General features: G+C 71.5%; 13 protein-coding genes. 9 read left to right on the top strand and 4 right to left on the bottom strand.

Translation table 11 applies throughout. The annotated features are described in order from the left end of the window. Positions 1–32: 32 nt before the first annotated feature. On the bottom strand, positions 33–1,163 hold the full coding sequence (locus H958_RS0104685; protein WP_028057806.1) for an aldo/keto reductase: 1,131 nt from the start codon (positions 1,161–1,163) through the stop codon (positions 33–35). Positions 1,164–1,219: 56 nt separating this feature from the next. Between H958_RS0104685 and H958_RS48855 the strand changes: the two genes are divergently transcribed. Both H958_RS48855 and H958_RS48085 read left to right on the top strand, forming a co-directional pair. Further along, positions 1,220–2,719 (top strand): S8 family serine peptidase, encoded by a 1,500-nt coding sequence (locus H958_RS48855; protein WP_028057805.1) that lies wholly within the window; start codon positions 1,220–1,222, stop codon positions 2,717–2,719. Continuing rightward, entirely contained in the window at positions 2,716–3,477 is a 762-nt protein-coding gene (locus H958_RS48085; RefSeq protein WP_304412486.1) for a GDSL-type esterase/lipase family protein, read from the top strand. The genes H958_RS48855 and H958_RS48085 overlap by 4 nt, the downstream gene beginning before the upstream one ends. Here H958_RS48085 and H958_RS35015 read toward each other — a convergent pair. After that, entirely contained in the window at positions 3,383–4,018 is a 636-nt protein-coding gene (locus H958_RS35015; RefSeq protein WP_051323827.1) for a DUF3159 domain-containing protein, read from the bottom strand. The two genes, H958_RS48085 and H958_RS35015, sit on opposite strands and share 95 nt — an antisense overlap. Further along, positions 4,015–4,920 (bottom strand): class I SAM-dependent methyltransferase, encoded by a 906-nt coding sequence (locus tag H958_RS0104665; RefSeq protein ID WP_028057804.1) that lies wholly within the window; start codon positions 4,918–4,920, stop codon positions 4,015–4,017. The genes H958_RS35015 and H958_RS0104665 overlap by 4 nt, the downstream gene beginning before the upstream one ends. Positions 4,921–4,927: 7 nt before the next feature. On the opposite strand from H958_RS0104665, the gene H958_RS48080 reads away from it, so the two are divergent. The 4 genes from H958_RS48080 (at position 4,928) to H958_RS42750 (ending at position 10,122) form a co-directional block, all read left to right on the top strand. After that, a complete protein-coding gene (locus H958_RS48080) occupies positions 4,928–5,113 on the top strand; it encodes a hypothetical protein (protein ID WP_231379171.1) in 186 nt (61 codons plus the stop codon). A gap of 4 nt (positions 5,114–5,117) precedes the next feature. After that, positions 5,118–5,480, top strand: a complete 363-nt coding sequence (locus H958_RS0104655; RefSeq protein ID WP_028057802.1) for an MmcQ/YjbR family DNA-binding protein — start codon at positions 5,118–5,120, stop codon at positions 5,478–5,480. A 104-nt stretch (positions 5,481–5,584) separates the two neighbouring features. Then, positions 5,585–7,372, top strand: coding sequence for a M14 family metallopeptidase (locus tag H958_RS0104650; protein WP_028057801.1), 1,788 nt, complete (start codon positions 5,585–5,587; stop codon positions 7,370–7,372). Between the two features lie 200 nt (positions 7,373–7,572). Further along, a complete protein-coding gene (locus H958_RS42750) occupies positions 7,573–10,122 on the top strand; it encodes a GAF domain-containing protein (RefSeq protein ID WP_156027684.1) in 2,550 nt (849 codons plus the stop codon). On the opposite strand, the gene H958_RS0104640 is transcribed toward H958_RS42750, so the two are convergent. After that, positions 10,119–11,345: a 4-alpha-glucanotransferase gene (locus H958_RS0104640; protein WP_028057799.1), complete on the bottom strand. Its 1,227-nt coding sequence runs from the start codon at positions 11,343–11,345 to the stop codon at positions 10,119–10,121. The two genes, H958_RS42750 and H958_RS0104640, sit on opposite strands and share 4 nt — an antisense overlap. Positions 11,346–11,376: 31 nt before the next feature. On the opposite strand from H958_RS0104640, the gene H958_RS0104635 reads away from it, so the two are divergent. From H958_RS0104635 to H958_RS35005, 3 genes are read left to right on the top strand one after another with little or no spacing between them, the layout of a single operon-like run. After that, positions 11,377–13,314: an alpha-1,4-glucan--maltose-1-phosphate maltosyltransferase gene (locus H958_RS0104635; protein WP_028057798.1), complete on the top strand. Its 1,938-nt coding sequence runs from the start codon at positions 11,377–11,379 to the stop codon at positions 13,312–13,314. Then, positions 13,314–14,993 (top strand): maltose alpha-D-glucosyltransferase, encoded by a 1,680-nt coding sequence (treS, locus tag H958_RS35010; protein ID WP_051323824.1) that lies wholly within the window; start codon positions 13,314–13,316, stop codon positions 14,991–14,993. Before H958_RS0104635 ends, treS begins: the two co-directional genes overlap by 1 nt. Further along, positions 14,990–16,396, top strand: coding sequence for a maltokinase N-terminal cap-like domain-containing protein (locus H958_RS35005; protein WP_156027683.1), 1,407 nt, complete (start codon positions 14,990–14,992; stop codon positions 16,394–16,396). Before treS ends, H958_RS35005 begins: the two co-directional genes overlap by 4 nt. Positions 16,397–16,468: the final 72 nt, after the last annotated feature.

The following is a 16,468-nucleotide window of genomic DNA, read 5'->3' as shown; positions in this document are numbered from 1 at the left end:
CTGCCCTCGTAGTCGGCGCGCAGCCGCGGCGCTTAAGCGGCCTTGGTGAGATCCCGCGCGGGCTCGATGCCCCAGCGGACGGCGAGCTCGGACAGCTCCGGCGTGATCCGCCAGCGGTCGGGGAGGGCATCGCCCTCATGGTCGGGCGCCGCGCCCTTGAGCGTCATCGAGCCCGTGTTGTCGCCGATCGCCCGCAGCTCGTCGACCTCCCCGGCGCTGAGCACGCTCCCGCGGACGGCGGCGAGCTCCGCGCGCTTGGCCTCGACCGGCTTCGCGCCGGGACCGGCCTCCTGGATCAGCGTCGGCGCAACGCATGCGACCGGGCGGTGTTCGAGGTTCCAATGGCAGGCCAGCTGCAGCAGCGACAACCCGTGGCGCTCCGCGATCGGCCGCATGCGCGCCAGCTTCTCGCGCCCCGCCTCGACCCAGCCGGCGGGCCGGAAGCCGCGGTGGTCGTAGCGCGGGAAGGCGTGGCCGGGCAGCACGTCGTCGTGGAACAGGCCGCCGTAGTCGACGACGCGCGTGATCACCCGCACCTCGTGGCGCTCGGCCGCCGGCAGCACCAGCTCGCCGGGCCACGGCTCGAGCGGGTTGAGGATCACCATCGCCCAGTCGATCCGGTCGCCGAAGCGCTCCAGGCAGTCGATCACGTCGAGCGTGAAGCCGTTGGCGGGACCCGGGGCGACGCCGAGCATCCGGGTCAGGCCGTCGGCGCGGACGGCCTCGAGCGCATCCCACACCGCCGCGCTCGTGTACCCCACGCGATCCGGGTTGTGCAGCAGCAGCAGGTCGAACGCGTCGACGCCGAGCCGCTCGAGGCTGCGCTCGGTCGCCATCCGCACGTAGTCCGCGTACCCCTCGGGCCCGCGCAGGCGGGGATCGGTGAAGCGCGGGAAGCCCTTGGCACCCTCGCGCTCACCCGTGTAGAAGTCATGCCCGATCGCGCCGACCAGGGCGTAGTCGCCACGCGGCAGGCCGGCGAGCGAGCGGCCGAGGAGCGCGTCGGCCTCGCCGGCGCCATAGGCGTCGGCGGTGATGACCGTCGCGATATCGTCGCCCGGGCGCAGCAGGGCGGAGAGACGGTCGTCGTCGAGCGGCTCGCCGAAATGCATGAAGCGGCCGCCGCTCCAGGTGCCGATGGCGGTGCTCGTCAGCTCAGTCAAGCCAGTTCCCCGATGTGTTAACCCAACGCCCCACGCAGATGGCCGATGATAGGAGGGTGACGCGCTTGCGCAGGGGGCTGCTGCTGGCCCTTCCCCTCGTCTGCATCTGCGTCGCGCTGCCTTCGGCCCTCGCCGCCAGCGCGCTCCAGGTCCCCGCCATGTCCCAGGACGCTAAATCGAGCGAACAATGGGGACTGCAGAGCATCAACGCGCCCGCGGCGTGGGGCCTGTCCACCGGCGCGGGCGTGACGGTGGCGGTCATCGACACCGGCGTGGCGGGCTACCACGAGGACCTGCTCGGCCACATCGTCGCGGGCGGCTGGGGCCTCGACGACACGACCGACGACCAATGGGGTCATGGAACCTGGGTGGCCGGAGTGATCGCGGCGACCAAGGACAACGGCGTCGGCGTGGCCGGGCTTGCGCCGGACGCGTCGATCCTGCCGATCCGCGCGTTCCGCGATACCGAGTCGGTGAGCTCGGTCGATCTCTTGAGAGCGATGGACCGCGCCGGCGACAGTGGCGCCCGCGTCGTGAACATGTCGCTCAGCGCCACCCCGCTGCAGTCGGACGTGCAGTACGTGACGGCGCAGATGGAGGCGATGCTCGCCGAACATCCGGGCACGCTGTACGTCGCGGCGGCCGGCAACGGGCCCATCGTCGGCTCGAATAACGACCAGAATCCGGTGTTCCCATGCAACACCGACGCCCCGAACCTCATCTGCGTCGGCGCGTACCAGCGCAATCCGATCAGCGGCGAGGAGGGCCTCTGGTATGACAGCAACTACGGCGCGACGACCGTCGACCTGTTCGCGCCCGGAACCGGAATCTGGACCACCTCGATCGATGGCTCCTACGACGCTCCGACCGGCACGTCGATGGCCACGCCGTTCGTGTCCGGCGAGGCGGCGCTGTTGTTCTCACGGGTGCCGAGCCTGACGCCCGCAGAAGCCATTTCGCTGATCCTTTCAACAACGCGGCCCAACTGGACGTTCGCGGGCAAGTCGGTGAGCGGCGGCGGTCCGGACGCCGGCGCCGCGCTCGCGCAGGCGTCGATCGACTCGGACCGCGACAGCGTGCCTGACGTCGTCGACGGCTGTCCCGCGCAGGCGTACCCGACGTCGACCGGCTGCCCCAACCCGACGCCGACCCCGACGCCGATCCCCACGCCGTTCGCCACGGTGCGGCCGACGCCCACGCCGACCCCGACGCCGAAGCTCGAGCCGGTCCCGAAGGTGCGGACGATGTCGGCGAAGGTCACGCGCTGCAAGCAGGGCAAGACCTGCAAGAACGCGACGGTGCGGCTGACGCCCGACCGCGCGGCGAAGGTCAGCCTGCGGATCGAGGTCAAGAGCTGCGACAAGCGCGGCCGCCACTGCAAGTGGAAGCGCTACACCACCAAGGCGTTCACCGCGAGCACGCGCGGCGCCTCGATCGTGATTCGCGGCAAGAGCGCGAAGAACGGCCTGCCGAAGGGGACCTACCGCGCGATCGCCGTGCCGTCGTCCAACCGCGGCGCCGGGAAGCCCGTCACGCGCAGCTTCAGGGTCCGCTGAGCGAGCCCTGCCGCAGCGGCGTCCTCGCCTTCGGGGACTCGATCACCAACGGCGGCGGCGAGCTGCAGTGGGGGGTCGCGCTGCAGTCGTGGGCGCTGTGGGTCGCGCGCGGGCTCGGCCTGCCGTACACGAGCTTCGCCTCCGACGGCGCGCGGGCCGCGGACGTCGTGCGCCGCCAGGTGCCCGCGTGGCGCGCGGCGAGCGCGCGCCCCGAGGCGCGCTATGACCTCGGCTGCCTCTACATCGGCGTCAACGACGTACGGTCGCCCGACTTCGACCGCGACGCGTTCGCCGCCGACCACGATGCCGCGCTCGCCGTCCTGCGCGAGCGCTGCGAGCGCGTGCTCGCGGTGACGATCCCGCTCGATCTCGGGCGCCCCCGCGCGGGCTTCACGCGCGAGGGCAACGCCGCCATCGAAGCGGCGGCGGCGCGGCATGGGGCGCTCGTGCTCGACTTGCGGGGCTTCGGCGCGCGCAACCTCGTGATGACCGACCACGTGCATCCGACCGCGTTCGGCCAGGTGGCGATCGCCGAGCGCGCGCTCGACGTGCTGGCGGCCGACGGGATGGACGTGCGCGTGCGGCCCTCGACCCTCGTCTCGCCCGGTGAGCGCTCGCGGTTGCGCGCACTGCAGGGCGACTGGACCTACGTCTACCGGCGGCTCAAGGTGCTGCGGTCTCAGGTTTGGGCGGCGGCGCTCCCAGCCGCTCGAGCCGCCAGGGCACGTAGCGGTAGCTCGCCCACGCGAGCGCGATGAACGGCGGCCAGCCGATCGCGATCGAGGCGGCGGCGAGGCCGCCGGGCTTCTCCGCCGCGATCAGCACCGCGTAGACGGCGGCGCGCAGCGCGAACAGCCCGGCCCACCACAGGGTCACGATGGAGAACACGCGCTTCACGCGCGGGTCGCTCGTCCAGCCCGGCTCGGCGCGGAAGACGGCGGCGCCGATGTAGAGGCCGATCGGGCGCCGGATCAGCACCGAGCCGGAGAACGCCACGGCGAGCGCGAGCTGGTAGAGCATGCGCGGGACGAAGTAGCCCTCGGGCCGTCCCGTCTTGACGGCGATGAACGCCGCGATGCCGGTGCCGAGCAGGCCGCCGATCGCGTTGATGGCGGATCTGCCGCGCAGTAGCCGCTCGATCATCAGCACGACCGAGACGCCGACGGCGACTCCGGCGGCGACGTTCACGCCGGCGATCGCATAGACGATGACGAAGGCGACCGGCCCGAGCCCCGTGTCGACGACCGCGCGCTTGTCGCGCAGCAGGTCCAGCGGGCTCGGAGGCTCGCGCTCGTTCACCCGGGCTTGCGGGCCGCGACCATCAGGTTGTAGAAGATCCGCGGCGGCAGCCGCGGCTCGAGCAGCAGCCGGTCGACCCGCTGGAGCGCGATGTAGCCGCGATACGCGTACTGGATCCACGGGCCCGGGATGCTCCGCGGGTCGGCGCTGGACTCGAGCGTGCGGTTGAACCAGCCGAACCAGTTCGCCAGCAGCTCCTCGCCCTGGACGCGCACGCCGCCGAAGCCGGCGCCGGCCGCGTGGCGCTCGAGGTCCGACGGGACGAAGGCGTGCACGTCGACGACCGCCTCCAGCGCGTGGTCCTCGGGGTCGGCGTCGTCGTGCGGGGCGGGGGCGAGCCCGAGCGCGCGGCGCCAGAGCGGCGCGACCCGCAGCGCGGCGCCCTTGGGGAAGGCCGCCAGCTTGTCGCCCGAGCGCGAGGGCTCGCCGGCGAAGAACAGCGTCCCTCCGGGTCGCAGCACGCGCGCGAACTCGGCGAACGCGCGCGGCAGGTCGGGCAGGTGATGCAGGACCGCGTGGCCGAGCACGAGGTCGAAGCTCTCGTCCTCGAACGGCAGCTCGGCCGCGTCGCACGCCGCGGTGGAGACGTCGAGGCCGAGCATCTCGGCGTTGCGCTCGAGCGTCGCGAGCATGCCGGGGCTGATGTCGGTGCAGGTCGCGTGGCGCACGACGCCGGTCTGCAACAGGTTGAGCGAGAAGTAGCCGGTGCCCGCGCCGATCTCCAGCGACTCGGCGAAGGGCCCCGGGCGCGGGCCGAGCAGCTTCGTCAGCTTCCCGAGCACCTGCTGATGGCCGATCTCGCCGAACGAGATGCCCCACTTCGCGTCGTAGGAGCCGGCCGCGACGTCGTGGTAGCGGCGGTTGACGTCGAGGATCTCATGCTCGGTGGGGGGTGCGACCATGACCGGCATGAGCGTAGCCGTCGACCTGTCAGGCGTGCCCGAGACGGTGCTGTGGACGCTCTACCACCGCGCCGAGGAGGCACGCCGCCCCGATGCCGTCCTGGACGACCCCCTCGCCGTCGAGCTGGCTCCGCTGCTGCAGCGCGTCGTCCCCGCCGCCCTCCCGCGAATCCTCGCGCTGCGGTTCAATTGAGCTCGTGGACGCACTCGAACGCGTGCGCGAGCTGTGCCTGGCGCTGCCGGAGGTGGTGGAGCGGCGCAGCCACGGCTCCCCGGCGTGGTTCGTGCGCGGCAAGAAGACGTTCGTCATGTACCTCGACGACCATCACGGCGACGGGCGGCTCGCGCTCTGGTGCGCGGCGCCCGAGGGCATGCAGGAGGCGCTCGTGGGCGGCGAGCCCGACCACTACTTCCGGCCGCCGTACGTCGGCCATCGCGGCTGGATCGGCGTGCACCTGAACCGCGGACTGGACTGGAACGAGATCGCCGGCGCGATCGAGGACGCGTACGCGACGGTGGCGCCCCGGTCCTTGGTCGAGCGCGCTCGCGCGCGTGATTGACCTCTCACCCTCGGGCAAATAGAGTCGCGCCCCGGTCCGGAGGGGTTCGGCCGGTTGCGTTCGAGGGGGAGAGGTCTCAGCGTGCCTCTAGGAGGGGTTCAAGGATGAAGAAGCTGTTGGCTGCCGCCGCCGCTGGTGCGGCGTTCGCGGCCTGTGTTCCGGCGGTCGCGTCCGCCGATCCGACCGTCGACTCGGCGGTCGCCGCCTACAACGACCTCGGCATCACCCAGCTGCCGGGGATGCCGAGCGGTCGCACCACGTACCGCACGTACGAGGAGTACAACGCCGAGATGGAGGCGCTCGCCGCCGCCAACCCGGCGCTCGTGGCCGTCAAGACGGCCGCCCGTCCCAGCGTGCAGGGGCGGGCGATCAAGTACCTCGAGATCACGAACAACGTGTCCGCGAAGGACGGCAAGCCCGTGCTCTTCAACATGGGCGCCATCCACGGCAACGAGACGCCGGCGGCCGAGGACTCGCTGGAGTTCGCCTACGACGTGATCCAGCTGTCGAAGACCAACCCGAAGGTGAAGGCGCTGCTCGACAAGGTGCGCCTGATCGACATGCCGCTGGTGAACCCGGACGGCTACGCGGCCACGCCCGCCAAGCGCGCGAACGCGAACAACGTCGACATGAACCGCAACTACCCCTTCGGCTGGGGCTCCAACATCGGCGTCCAGCTCACCACCCGCGGGGCGGGCCCAGGCTCGGAGCCCGAGGTCCGGAACACGATGGACATCGTGCGCGACAACCAGGTCGTGACGCTGATCACCCAGCACACGAACTCGCGCGCGATCTTCTACCCGGGGCTCGACGTGTTCGCCGGCCAGACGCCGGAGCTCAACACGGGCTACAACGCGCTCGCTCAGGCGATGAACGCGGCCGGCAACACCTGGACGACCAACGTCAAGGACTCGGCTCACGACTACCCGACCAGCGGCGAGACGATCGACTGGTCCTACTACGCGACGCGCGGCCTGGCCTACACCGTCGAGTGGGTCGGCTCGGTCTCGGGCTGCCCGCAGTCCAAGCCGGACTACCTGAACTGCACGACGGCCGACTTCACCGGCACGCCCGGCCCGACGTCGAGCACCACGCAGACCGTGCGCTTCAAGGACAAGCCGGGCCGCAACATGCTCTGGCAGGCGCTCGTGTACGCGTCGCTGCCCGCCGGCCACTCGGTCATCAAGGGCACGGCTCCGGCCGGCTCGGTGCTGAAGATCACGAAGGACTTCAACCTCTTCACCGCGCCGATCGCGCTCACCGCGAACCCGACCCCGGTCGATCCGCCGCAGGCGATCCCGACGCACCTGGAGTCCTCGATCGTCGTGCCCGCCTCCGGCCAGTTCACGTGGGACGTCAACCCGTCGGTCCGCCCGACGCCGGCCTTCGAGGCCGACGGCGAGCACGCCGGCCCGCGCGGGTTCCTGAACGAGAGCTGGACGCTCACCTGCACGGCGCCCGACGGCACGGTGCGCGACACCAAGTCGGTCACGCTCGACAAGGGCCAGTCGACCAACCTGTCGCTCTGCACGCAGGGCCCGGTCGCGGGCACCGTCCCCGCGACGCTCGCGCTGACCCTCGGCGGGCCCGCCTCCTTCGGCGCGTTCATCCCGGGCATCGCGAGCGACTACACCGCGCAGACGTCGGCCAACGTGATCTCCACGGCCGGCGACGCGGCGCTGTCGTTCTCCGATCCCGGCCACATGGCCAACGGCGCGTTCTCGCTTCCGGAGCCGCTGCAGGTCTCGCCCTCGAAGAGCTCGTGGACCGCCCCGGTCTCCAATGACACCGTCGGCATCACGTTCAAGCAGCACATCGGCGCCACCGACGCGCTGCGCACCGGCAGCTACTCGAAGACGCTGACCTTCACGCTCTCGACGACGAACCCGTAGGCCGCCGCATCGGGCGCCCCGCCGCCGCGGCGGGGCGCCTGAGCCCGGTGCGCCGCGCACTGTCGCGTTCGAGACGGCGATCCGCGGTGACCTACAAGTTCGGGTACATCGAGCTCACGGCGCTGGCTCCGCCCGCTCGGGCGCGATTTCTTGACGTTGTGGCCGCAGGTGGTGACACTAGGAATGCCCCGAGGCGTGCCGTGACGGATTCTTGGTCCAACCTGGGCGGCCTGGCTGTCGGTGCAGAGGATTTCCTCGCCGCCGTGCTGCGGACGATCGCGCAGCCGATCGTGGTGGTCGACAAGGACGGGGTGATCCGCTTCGCCAACCCGGCGTCGGCGACGACGCTCGGCTACGACGGCGCGGACGAGTTGATCGGGCGCCCCAGCCACGAGACGATCCACTACAAGCGGCCGGACGGCTCGCCGTACCCGGCGTCCGAGTGCCCGATGCTGCTGCCGCGGACGACCGGCGAGACCGTCGCGATCGAGCTCGACTGGTTCTTCCGCCGCGACGGCTCGATGTTCCCCGTCGCCTACGTCTCGGCGGCGCTGGAGATGCCGACCGGCCGCGGCGCGGTGGTCGCGTTCAGCGACATCGAGGAGCGGCAGGACTCGAACCAGCGGCTGCGCGAGCGCGAGGCGGCGCTCGCGCACGAGCTGGCATCGCTGCGCCGGGTCGCCACGCTCGCGACCGCCGGGGCGCCGTCGGCCCAGATCTTCGCCGCGATCGTCGAGGAGGTCGCGCACGTGATGCACCTGCCGCTCGTCACCGCCGCCCGCTACGACCACGACGGGGGCTCGATGACGATCCTCGCCGAGACGAGCGACCGTCCGCACCTGTTCCGCGTCGGCACCCGCTGGCCGCTCGACGGACCGTCGATGGCGCGTCAGGTCCTGCTGACCGGCCATGCGACGCGGGTCGAGGACTACACGCGGCTCTCCGGCGCGATCGCCGACGGCGCGCGCGAGTCCGGCATCCGCGGCCTGGCGGGCGCGCCGATCGTCGTCGACGGCCGCGTCTGGGGCGTGATGGCGGCGGCGTCGATCACCGGCGAGCCGCTGCCCGAAGAGGTCGAGGCGCGGCTGGCCGACTTCACCGCGATGGTCGCGACGGCGATCTCCAACAGCCAGGCGCGCGACGAGCTGCGCCGGCTCGCCGACGAGCAGGCGGCGCTGCGGCGGGTCGCCACGATCGTCGCCGAGAGCGCCTCGCCGGCCGAGGTGTTCGCCGCCGTCGCGGGCGAGGTCGCGCGGATCATGAGGCTGCCGATCGTCTCGATGTACCGGTACGAGCCGGACGGTACGGCCACCGTCGCGGCCGCGATCGGCGACCACCCGTTCCAGCCCGGCACCAACTGGCCGCTCGACAGCCCGACGCTGCCGTTTCTCGTGCGTGAGACCGGCCGGCCGGCGACGGTGAAGAACTACGCGGAGATCCCGGGGACGATCGGCGAGGCGGCGAAGGGCGCCGGGCTGCACGCGGGCGTCGGCGCGCCGATCGTCGTCGACGGACGGCTGTGGGGCGCGATCTCGGCGGTCGCGATCCAGGGTGGCCGTATCCCGGCCGACGCCGGCGCGCGGCTCAACCGCTTCACCGCGCTGCTCGCCACCGCGATCTCGAACTCGCAGGCGCGCGAGGACCTGCGGCGCCTGGCAGAGGAGCAGGCGGCGCTGCGGCGGCTGGCGACGCTGGTCGCGCGCGGCGTCGAGTCGCAGGAGGTGTTCGACGCCGTCTGCGAGGAGACGGGCCGCGTCCTCGGCGCCGCCTGCGTCAACCTCCTCCGGTTCACGTCGGACGGCCTCGTGGCGACGCTGGCCGGCTGGAGCACGGGCAGCGCGCAGCTGCCGCCGGGGCTGCGGATGCCGCTGGACGACGACGTGATCCTGCACACCGTGCGCGACACGGCGGCGCCGGCGCGCAGCGAGGGGGACGAGCCCAGGACGGCCGGGCAGCGGCTGCGGCGCGCCATCCGCTCCGAGGTCGCGGCGCCGGTGGTCGTCGAGGGGCGCGTCTGGGGCGCGCTGGTGACGGGGACCGACGAGCCCGACCCGATGCCGCCGGGGACCGAGCACCGGCTCGCGGACTTCACCGAGCTGATCGCCACCGCGGTCGCCAACGCGGAGGCGCGCGACGAGCTGCTGACCTCGCGCGCACGCATCGTCGAGGCGGCCGACGAGCAGCGCCGACGCGTCGTGCGCGATCTGCACGACGGCGCCCAGCAGCGGCTGGTCCACACGATCGTGACGCTCCAGCTCGCCCGGCGCGAGCTCGGGGAGCGGTTGCCCACCGTCGGGGGGATGCTCGAGGACGCGCTGGCCAACGCCGAAGAGGCGACGAACGAGCTGCGCGAGCTCGCGCACGGCATCCTCCCGACGGGTCTCCTGCGCGGCGGGCTCCAGTCGGGGCTGACGGCGCTCGCCTCGCGCGCGGCGGTGCCCGTGGCCCTCGATGTCACCCGCGAACGCTTCGCCATGTCGGTGGAGGCGACCGCGTACTTCGTGGTCGCGGAGGCGCTGACCAACGTCTCCAAGCACGCGCACGCGCACCACGCGCGGGTCACGGTCGGCGTCGACGAGCAGGCGCTGCGGATCGAGGTCCGCGACGACGGCGTCGGCGGCGCGTTCCTCAGCGGCCCCGGGCTCGTCGGCATGCGCGACCGGCTCTCGGCGCTCGAGGGCAAGCTGCGCGTCGACAGCCCGTCCGGCGGCGGAACGGTCGTGACCGCCTCGATCCCGCTCGCGCCCTAGCGGCCGTCCCGGCCGGCGGCCTCGGTGGCCGCGCGCAGGCGGCGGGCCAGCTCGGCGGACGGCAGCTCGGGCAGGCGCCACTTCCATGCGCCGTGCGCGGTCCCGGGCTGGTTCATGCGCGCCTCCGAGCCCAGCCCGAGCGCGTCCTGCGCCTGCACCATCGCGATCCGCGCGGGGGAGGCGAAGGCGAGCCGGATCAGCGACCACCACGGCTCGGGCTCGCGTACCTGCCAGCGCTCGACGGTCGCGTCGACCGTCGCGCGGATCGCGTCCGGCAGCCCCTCGTACCAGCCGCGGATGGTGTCGTGGTCGTGCGTCCCCGTGTAGACGACCTTGTTCTCGACGTGATGCTCCGGGATGTGGGGCGACTTCGGCTCCGACGGCGTGAACCCGAACTGCAGGACGACCATGCCGGGGTAGCCGAGCTCATCGCGCAGGCGCTCGACGGGCGGCGTGATGACGCCGAGGTCCTCGGCGATCAGCGGGAGCTCGCCGAGCGCCTGCGTCGCCGCGTCGAACGGCGCCCGGCCCGGGCCGCGGCGCCACCTGCCCGAGCGCGCGTACCGCGCGCCGGACGGCACCGCCCAGTAGGCGACGAAGCCACGGAAGTGATCGATGCGCGCGAGGTCGAAGAGCTCGAACACGCGCCGGAAGCGCGCCGTCCACCACGCGTAGCCGTCGCGCCGCATCGCCGGCCAGTCGTAGAGCGGGTTGCCCCACAGCTGGCCCTTGTCCGTGAACGCGTCGGGCGGCACGCCGGCGACGGCGCCGTCGACGAACAGCTCCGGATGCGCCTTCTGCTCGGGCGAGCCGGGCGCGACGTAGATCGGGACGTCGCCGATCAGGCGCAGGCCGCGGTCCAGCGCGTAGCGCCGCAGCGCCGCCCACTCGCGGTCGAAGCGCACCTGGTCCTCGAGCGCGCCCCGCCCGCCGTACTTGATCCAGGGCTCGATCCAGTCCGCCGAGCGGTCGCGGAAGTCGAGCGCCTCGGACGCCGAGACCGGCGCCGAAGGGTCCGCCAGCAGCCCCGGCCAGGCGGCGAACGCGGACTTCGCCTTGTACGGAGAGCCGTAGCGGTCGGGCGGTCCGAGCGGCAGCATCTGCCACCACGTCTGACCGGCGTCGGCGAGCCAGTCGATCCATGCGTAGGCGTCCGGACCGAGGCGCCCGGCAGGCAAGGATGTGGGGTGCAGCTGCACGCCCGAGCTACGAGAGAGGTTCATAGATCCCAGAAGTCGGATACTCCACGGCGGGATGCCCGCCGCCAAGCGCAACGAACCTCCACGGCGCATCAGGATCGCGCATCCGGTCCCCGTCATCGACGGCGGCCGGTACGCGGCCAAACGCACCGTAGGCGACACCGTCGCCGTCGAAGCCGACATCTTCCGCGACGGCCACGAGAAGCTGCGCGCCGTCGCGAAGTACAAAGCGCCCGGCGGCCGCCGCTGGCTCGAGGCGCAGATGACCCATCTCGACCCGCACATCAACGGCGTCCGCTGGGGCGGCAGCTTCGCCGTCGAGACGCCGGGCAGCTGGCAGTTCACGATCGAGGCCTGGACCGACGTCTTCGCCACCTGGCACGACGAGCTCCGGCGCAAGGTCGAGGCCGATCTCGGCGAGGACCTCTCGGGCGAGCTGTCGGAGGGCGTCGTCCTGCTCGAGCGCGCACTCGAGAAGTGCAAGGGCGACGCCCGCACGTCGATCCTGCACGCGCACGCCGTGCTCAAGGACCCAGGGTCATCGCTCCAGGCCAAGTACGACGCCGCGCTCGGCCCCGAGCTGTTTTCCGCCATGGAGCAGGCGCAGCCGCGCCGCGGAGCGACCACGCTGGAGAAGCCGATCCCGCTGGAGGTCGACCGCGTCAAGGCCCGCTTCGGCGCCTGGTACGAGCTGTTCCCACGCTCGTGGGGCGGCCTGAAGGCCGTCGAGGCGCTCGTGCCCGACATCGCCGGCCTGGGCTTCGACGTCCTCTACCTGCTGCCGATCCATCCGATCGGCCGCAACAAGCGCAAGGGCCGCAACAACAGCCTCGTGGCCAGGCCCGACGATCCCGGCAGCCCGTACGCGATCGGCGCCGAGGAGGGCGGCCACGACGCCGTGCATCCCGAGCTCGGCACCCAGCAGGACGTCGTGGACCTGTGCGCCACCGCCCACCGCCACGGCATGGACGTCTGCTTCGACCTCGCGCTCAACGCGTCCGCCGACCACCCGTGGCTGACCGAGCACCCCGAGTGGTTCCAGCAGCGCCCCGACGGCACGCTCAAGTACGCGGAGAACCCGCCCAAGCGCTACCAGGACATCTACAACTTCAACTGGGACACCGAGGCGTGGGAGTCGCTCTGGCAGGCGTGGCTGGGCATCGTCCTGCACTGGGTCGGCGCCGGCGTGAAGTTCTTCCGCGTGGACAACCCGCATACGAAGCCGTTCGCGTTCTGGGAGTGGCTGATCAAGGAGGTCCACCAGGTCGACCGCGACGTCGTGTTCCTCGCCGAGGCCTTCACCAAGCGCGCGGTGATGCAGGAGCTCGCCAAGCTCGGCTTCACGCAGTCCTACACCTACTTCACGTGGAAGAACTCGCGCTGGGAGCTGACCGAGTACGTGAGTGAGCTCGCCACCAGCGAGGAGAAGGAGTACTTCCGCCCCAACTTCTTCCCCGTGACGCCGGACATCCTGCACGCCTACCTCGTGCACGGCGGCGAGCCCGCGTTCGTCACGCGGCTCGTGCTGGCCGCGACGCTCAGCCCCAGCTACGGGATCTACTCGGGCTACGAGAACTTCGAGAACGTGCCGGTGCGCGAGGGCTCGGAGGAGTACCTGAACTCGGAGAAGTACGAGATCCGCGAACGCCGCCTCGACGGGCCGCTGCTGCCGATGATCCGCCGCCTCAACGACATCCGGCGCGAGAACCCGGCGCTGCAGCGCCTCTCCAACGTCCGCTTCCTGGACGCCCAGAACGACAACCTGCTCGTGTATGCCAAGCAGGAGCCCGGCAATACGATCATCGTCGTTGCCAACGTCGACCCGCACAACCCCCAGGAGGGCCTCGTCGTGATCCCCGCGCAGCTCGGGCTCCCGCCCGTGTTCACCGTCGAGGACCAGTTCACGGGGGAGCACTTCGACTGGCGGATCGGAGGCAACTACGTCCGCCTCGATCCCACCTGGAACAAGATCCACCTGCTCAAGGTCCTCTGATGGCCGCGGGCACGCGCAACGACCCGGGCCACTGGTTCGAGGCCCAGCCGCTGTGGTTCAAGACCGCGGTCTTCTACGAGATCCACACGCGGGCGTTCTTCGACGCCAACGGCGACGGCTCGGGCGACTTCCGCGGGCTGACGGAGAAGCTCGACTACCTGCAGTGGCTCGGCGTCGACTGCATCTGGCTGCTGCCGTTCTTCAAGTCGCCGCTGCGCGACGGCGGCTATGACATCTCGGACTTCTTCCAGATCCAGCCCGACTACGGCAACGTCGACGACGTGCGCGACTTCATCGAGGCGGCGCACCAGCGCGGCATCCGCGTGATCGCCGACCTCGTGATGAACCATACGTCGAGCGACCACCCGTGGTTCCAGGAGTCGCGCTCGAGCCCGGACAACCCCAAGCGCGACTGGTACGTGTGGTCCGACACCGTCCACCGCTACGAGGACGCGCGGATCATCTTCACCGACACCGAGACGTCGAACTGGACCTGGGACGACGATGCACAGGGCTATTACTGGCATCGCTTCTTCTCCCACCAGCCGGACCTCAACTACGACAACCCCGAGGTCCAGGAGGCGATGCTCGAGGTCCTGCGCTTCTGGCTGGACCTCGGGATGGACGGGTTCCGGCTCGACGCCGTCCCCTATCTGTACGAGCGCGAGGGGACCAGCGGCGAGAACCTCCCGGAGACGCACGCCTACCTCAAGCGCGTGCGCGCGGAGATCGACGCCAACTACCCCGACCGCGTCCTGCTGGCCGAGGCCAACCAGTGGCCGGCCGACGTCGTCGAGTACTTCGGCGACGGCGACGAGTGCCACATGGCGTTCCACTTCCCGGTCATGCCGCGCATGTTCATGGCGGTCAGGCGCGAGGAGGCGAATCCGATCTACGAGATCCTGGCCCAGACGCCCGACATCCCGGACAACTGCCAGTGGGGCCTGTTCCTGCGCAACCACGACGAGCTGACGCTCGAGATGGTGACCGACGAGGAGCGGGACTACATGTACACCGAGTACGCCAAGGACCCGCGGATGAAGATCAACGTGGGCATCCGCCGGCGGCTCGCTCCGCTGCTCGACGCCGGGCGCGACGAGATCGAGCTGATGCATGCGATCCTCTTCAGCCTGCCGGGCTCGCCGGTCCTGTACTACGGCGACGAGATCATGATGGGCGACAACGTCTACCTCGGCGACCGCGACGGCGTGCGCACGCCGATGCAGTGGACCGGCGACCGCAACGGCGGCTTCAGCCGCGCCGACTTCGCGCAGCTCTACGCGCCCCCGCTGATGGATCCGGTCTACGGCTTCCAGGCCGTCAACGTCGAGGCGCAGATGCGCACGCCGTACTCGCTGCTGCGCTGGCTGCGGCGCTTCGTCTCGCTGCGCAAGGAGCACCCCGTGTTCGGGCTCGGCACGTACGACCCGCTGGAGCCGTCGAACCCGCGGATCTTCGCCCACGTGCGGACCTATGAGGGCGACGTGATGCTGTGCGTGCACAACCTCGCGCGCTCTGCGCAGGCGGTCGAGCTCGACCTGTCCGAGTACGAGGGCTACTCGCCGATCGAGGTCTTCGGCCGCTCGCGCTTCCCACGCATCGGGGAGCTCCCGTACCTGCTGACGCTGGCGCCGCGCGGCTTCTACTGGTTCCAGCTCGTGAAGGACGAGTCGGAATGACCGACGTACAGGCCATGGTCGCGGCCGGCGACCTCAGCTTCGTCGACGAGCAGGCGCTCAACGCCTGGATCGTCGAGCAGCGCTGGTTCGCCTCCAAGACGCGCGAGGTCGCCCACATCGACATCGTCGACGCGGTGCCGCTGCGGACGGAGTCGCCGCTGCTGGTGCTGTGCCTGGTCGAGGCGCGCTTCCCCGCAGGGACGCACGAGACCTACCAGGTCCCGCTCGGCGTGCGCCCCGCCGACGACGGCTGGGGCGAACGCGTCATCACCGAGGCCGAGGGCTGGGTCGTCTACGACGCGCTCTCCGATCCCGCGGCCGGGCGCGAGCTGCTTCACCGGATGCGCGCGAACACCGAGCTCCAGTCCGGCCAGGACGAGTTCATCTTCCGCTGGGCCGAGTCGGCCGGCGCGGGCCTCGGCGGGACGGTCGACGTGCGGCCGGTCGGGGTCGAGCAGTCCAACTCCTCGATCGTGTTCGGCGAGGATCTGATCCTGAAGGCGTTCCGGCGCGTCGAGCCGGGCGTGAACCCCGAGCTCGAGCTTCTGCGCTTCCTGTCGGCGCGCGGCTTCCCGCACATCGCGCCGCTGGCCGGCTGGTACGAGGTCGAAGGCCGCCTGATCGACGCGACGCTCGGCATCCTGCAGGAGTACCTGGCCGGCGCGCACGACGGCTGGGAGCTCGCGCTGGACGAGCTTCAGAGCGACCCCGATGGGCTGCTCGACCGCCTACAGGCGCTCGGCCACGTCGTGGGCGAGTTGCACAGCGCGCTCGCCTCGGACGCGAGCAACCCGGCGTTCTCGCCGGACGAGCCGTCCGCCGAGGCGCTCTCGATCCTCACCGCGGACGTCGACGAGCAGATCGAGCGCGTCTTCCTCGACCTGCCGGAGACGGAGGCCGTCGCCCCGATCGCGGGCCGCGGGCAGGACGTGCGCGAGCGGCTCGCGGCGCTCTCCAACGTCGGCGTCGGCGGGCGCGTGATCCGGACCCACGGCGATCTGCACCTCGGCCAGACGATGCTGTCCGACCGCGGCTGGGTGATCCTCGACTTCGAGGGCGAGCCGGCCCGGCCGCTGCCCGAGCGGCGACTGAAGCGCTCGCCGCTGCGCGACGTCGCCGGGATGCTGCGCTCGTTCTCCTACGCCACGGCCGGCTCGCGCCTGCTGCGCGGGCACGAGCCGCCGGCGGACTGGGAGGAGCGCGCTCGCGGGCGCTTCCTCGACGGCTATCACGAGTCGGTGGATCGCAGCCTGCTCCCGCCCGGCCAGCAGGCGATCGACCAGCTGCTCGCGGTGTTCGAGCTGGAGAAGGCGGTCTACGAGCTGCGCTACGAGCTCAACAACCGGCCCGACTGGGTGTCGATCCCGGTCGCCGGGATCGCCCGCCTGCTCGAGTCCGACTGATCGAGCGCGGCGACGATCTCGCCGCCGCGTTACGCTCACCGTGGGCGCCGCCGGCGGCCTTCCAGGACGGTG

The sequence above is a fragment of the Candidatus Solirubrobacter pratensis genome, assembly GCF_000425945.1.
Classification (GTDB): domain Bacteria; phylum Actinomycetota; class Thermoleophilia; order Solirubrobacterales; family Solirubrobacteraceae; genus Solirubrobacter; species Solirubrobacter pratensis.
Note: the sequence above shows the minus strand (reverse complement) of the source record. Positions and strands in the feature narration are given on the sequence as shown.

What these genes read in the sequence shown, in the direction of transcription:
- H958_RS35005 (WP_156027683.1), top strand. Translation starts at nt 14,990, where the DNA reads ATGACCGACGTACAGGCCATGGTCGCGGCCGGCGACCTCAGCTTCGTC.
- treS (WP_051323824.1), top strand. Translation starts at nt 13,314, where the DNA reads ATGGCCGCGGGCACGCGCAACGACCCGGGCCACTGGTTCGAGGCCCAG.
- H958_RS0104665 (WP_028057804.1), bottom strand. Translation starts at nt 4,920, where the DNA reads ATGGTCGCACCCCCCACCGAGCATGAGATCCTCGACGTCAACCGCCGC.
- H958_RS0104635 (WP_028057798.1), top strand. Translation starts at nt 11,377, where the DNA reads ATGCCCGCCGCCAAGCGCAACGAACCTCCACGGCGCATCAGGATCGCG.
- H958_RS0104640 (WP_028057799.1), bottom strand. Translation starts at nt 11,345, where the DNA reads ATGAACCTCTCTCGTAGCTCGGGCGTGCAGCTGCACCCCACATCCTTG.
- H958_RS48080 (WP_231379171.1), top strand. Translation starts at nt 4,928, where the DNA reads ATGAGCGTAGCCGTCGACCTGTCAGGCGTGCCCGAGACGGTGCTGTGG.
- H958_RS0104650 (WP_028057801.1), top strand. Translation starts at nt 5,585, where the DNA reads ATGAAGAAGCTGTTGGCTGCCGCCGCCGCTGGTGCGGCGTTCGCGGCC.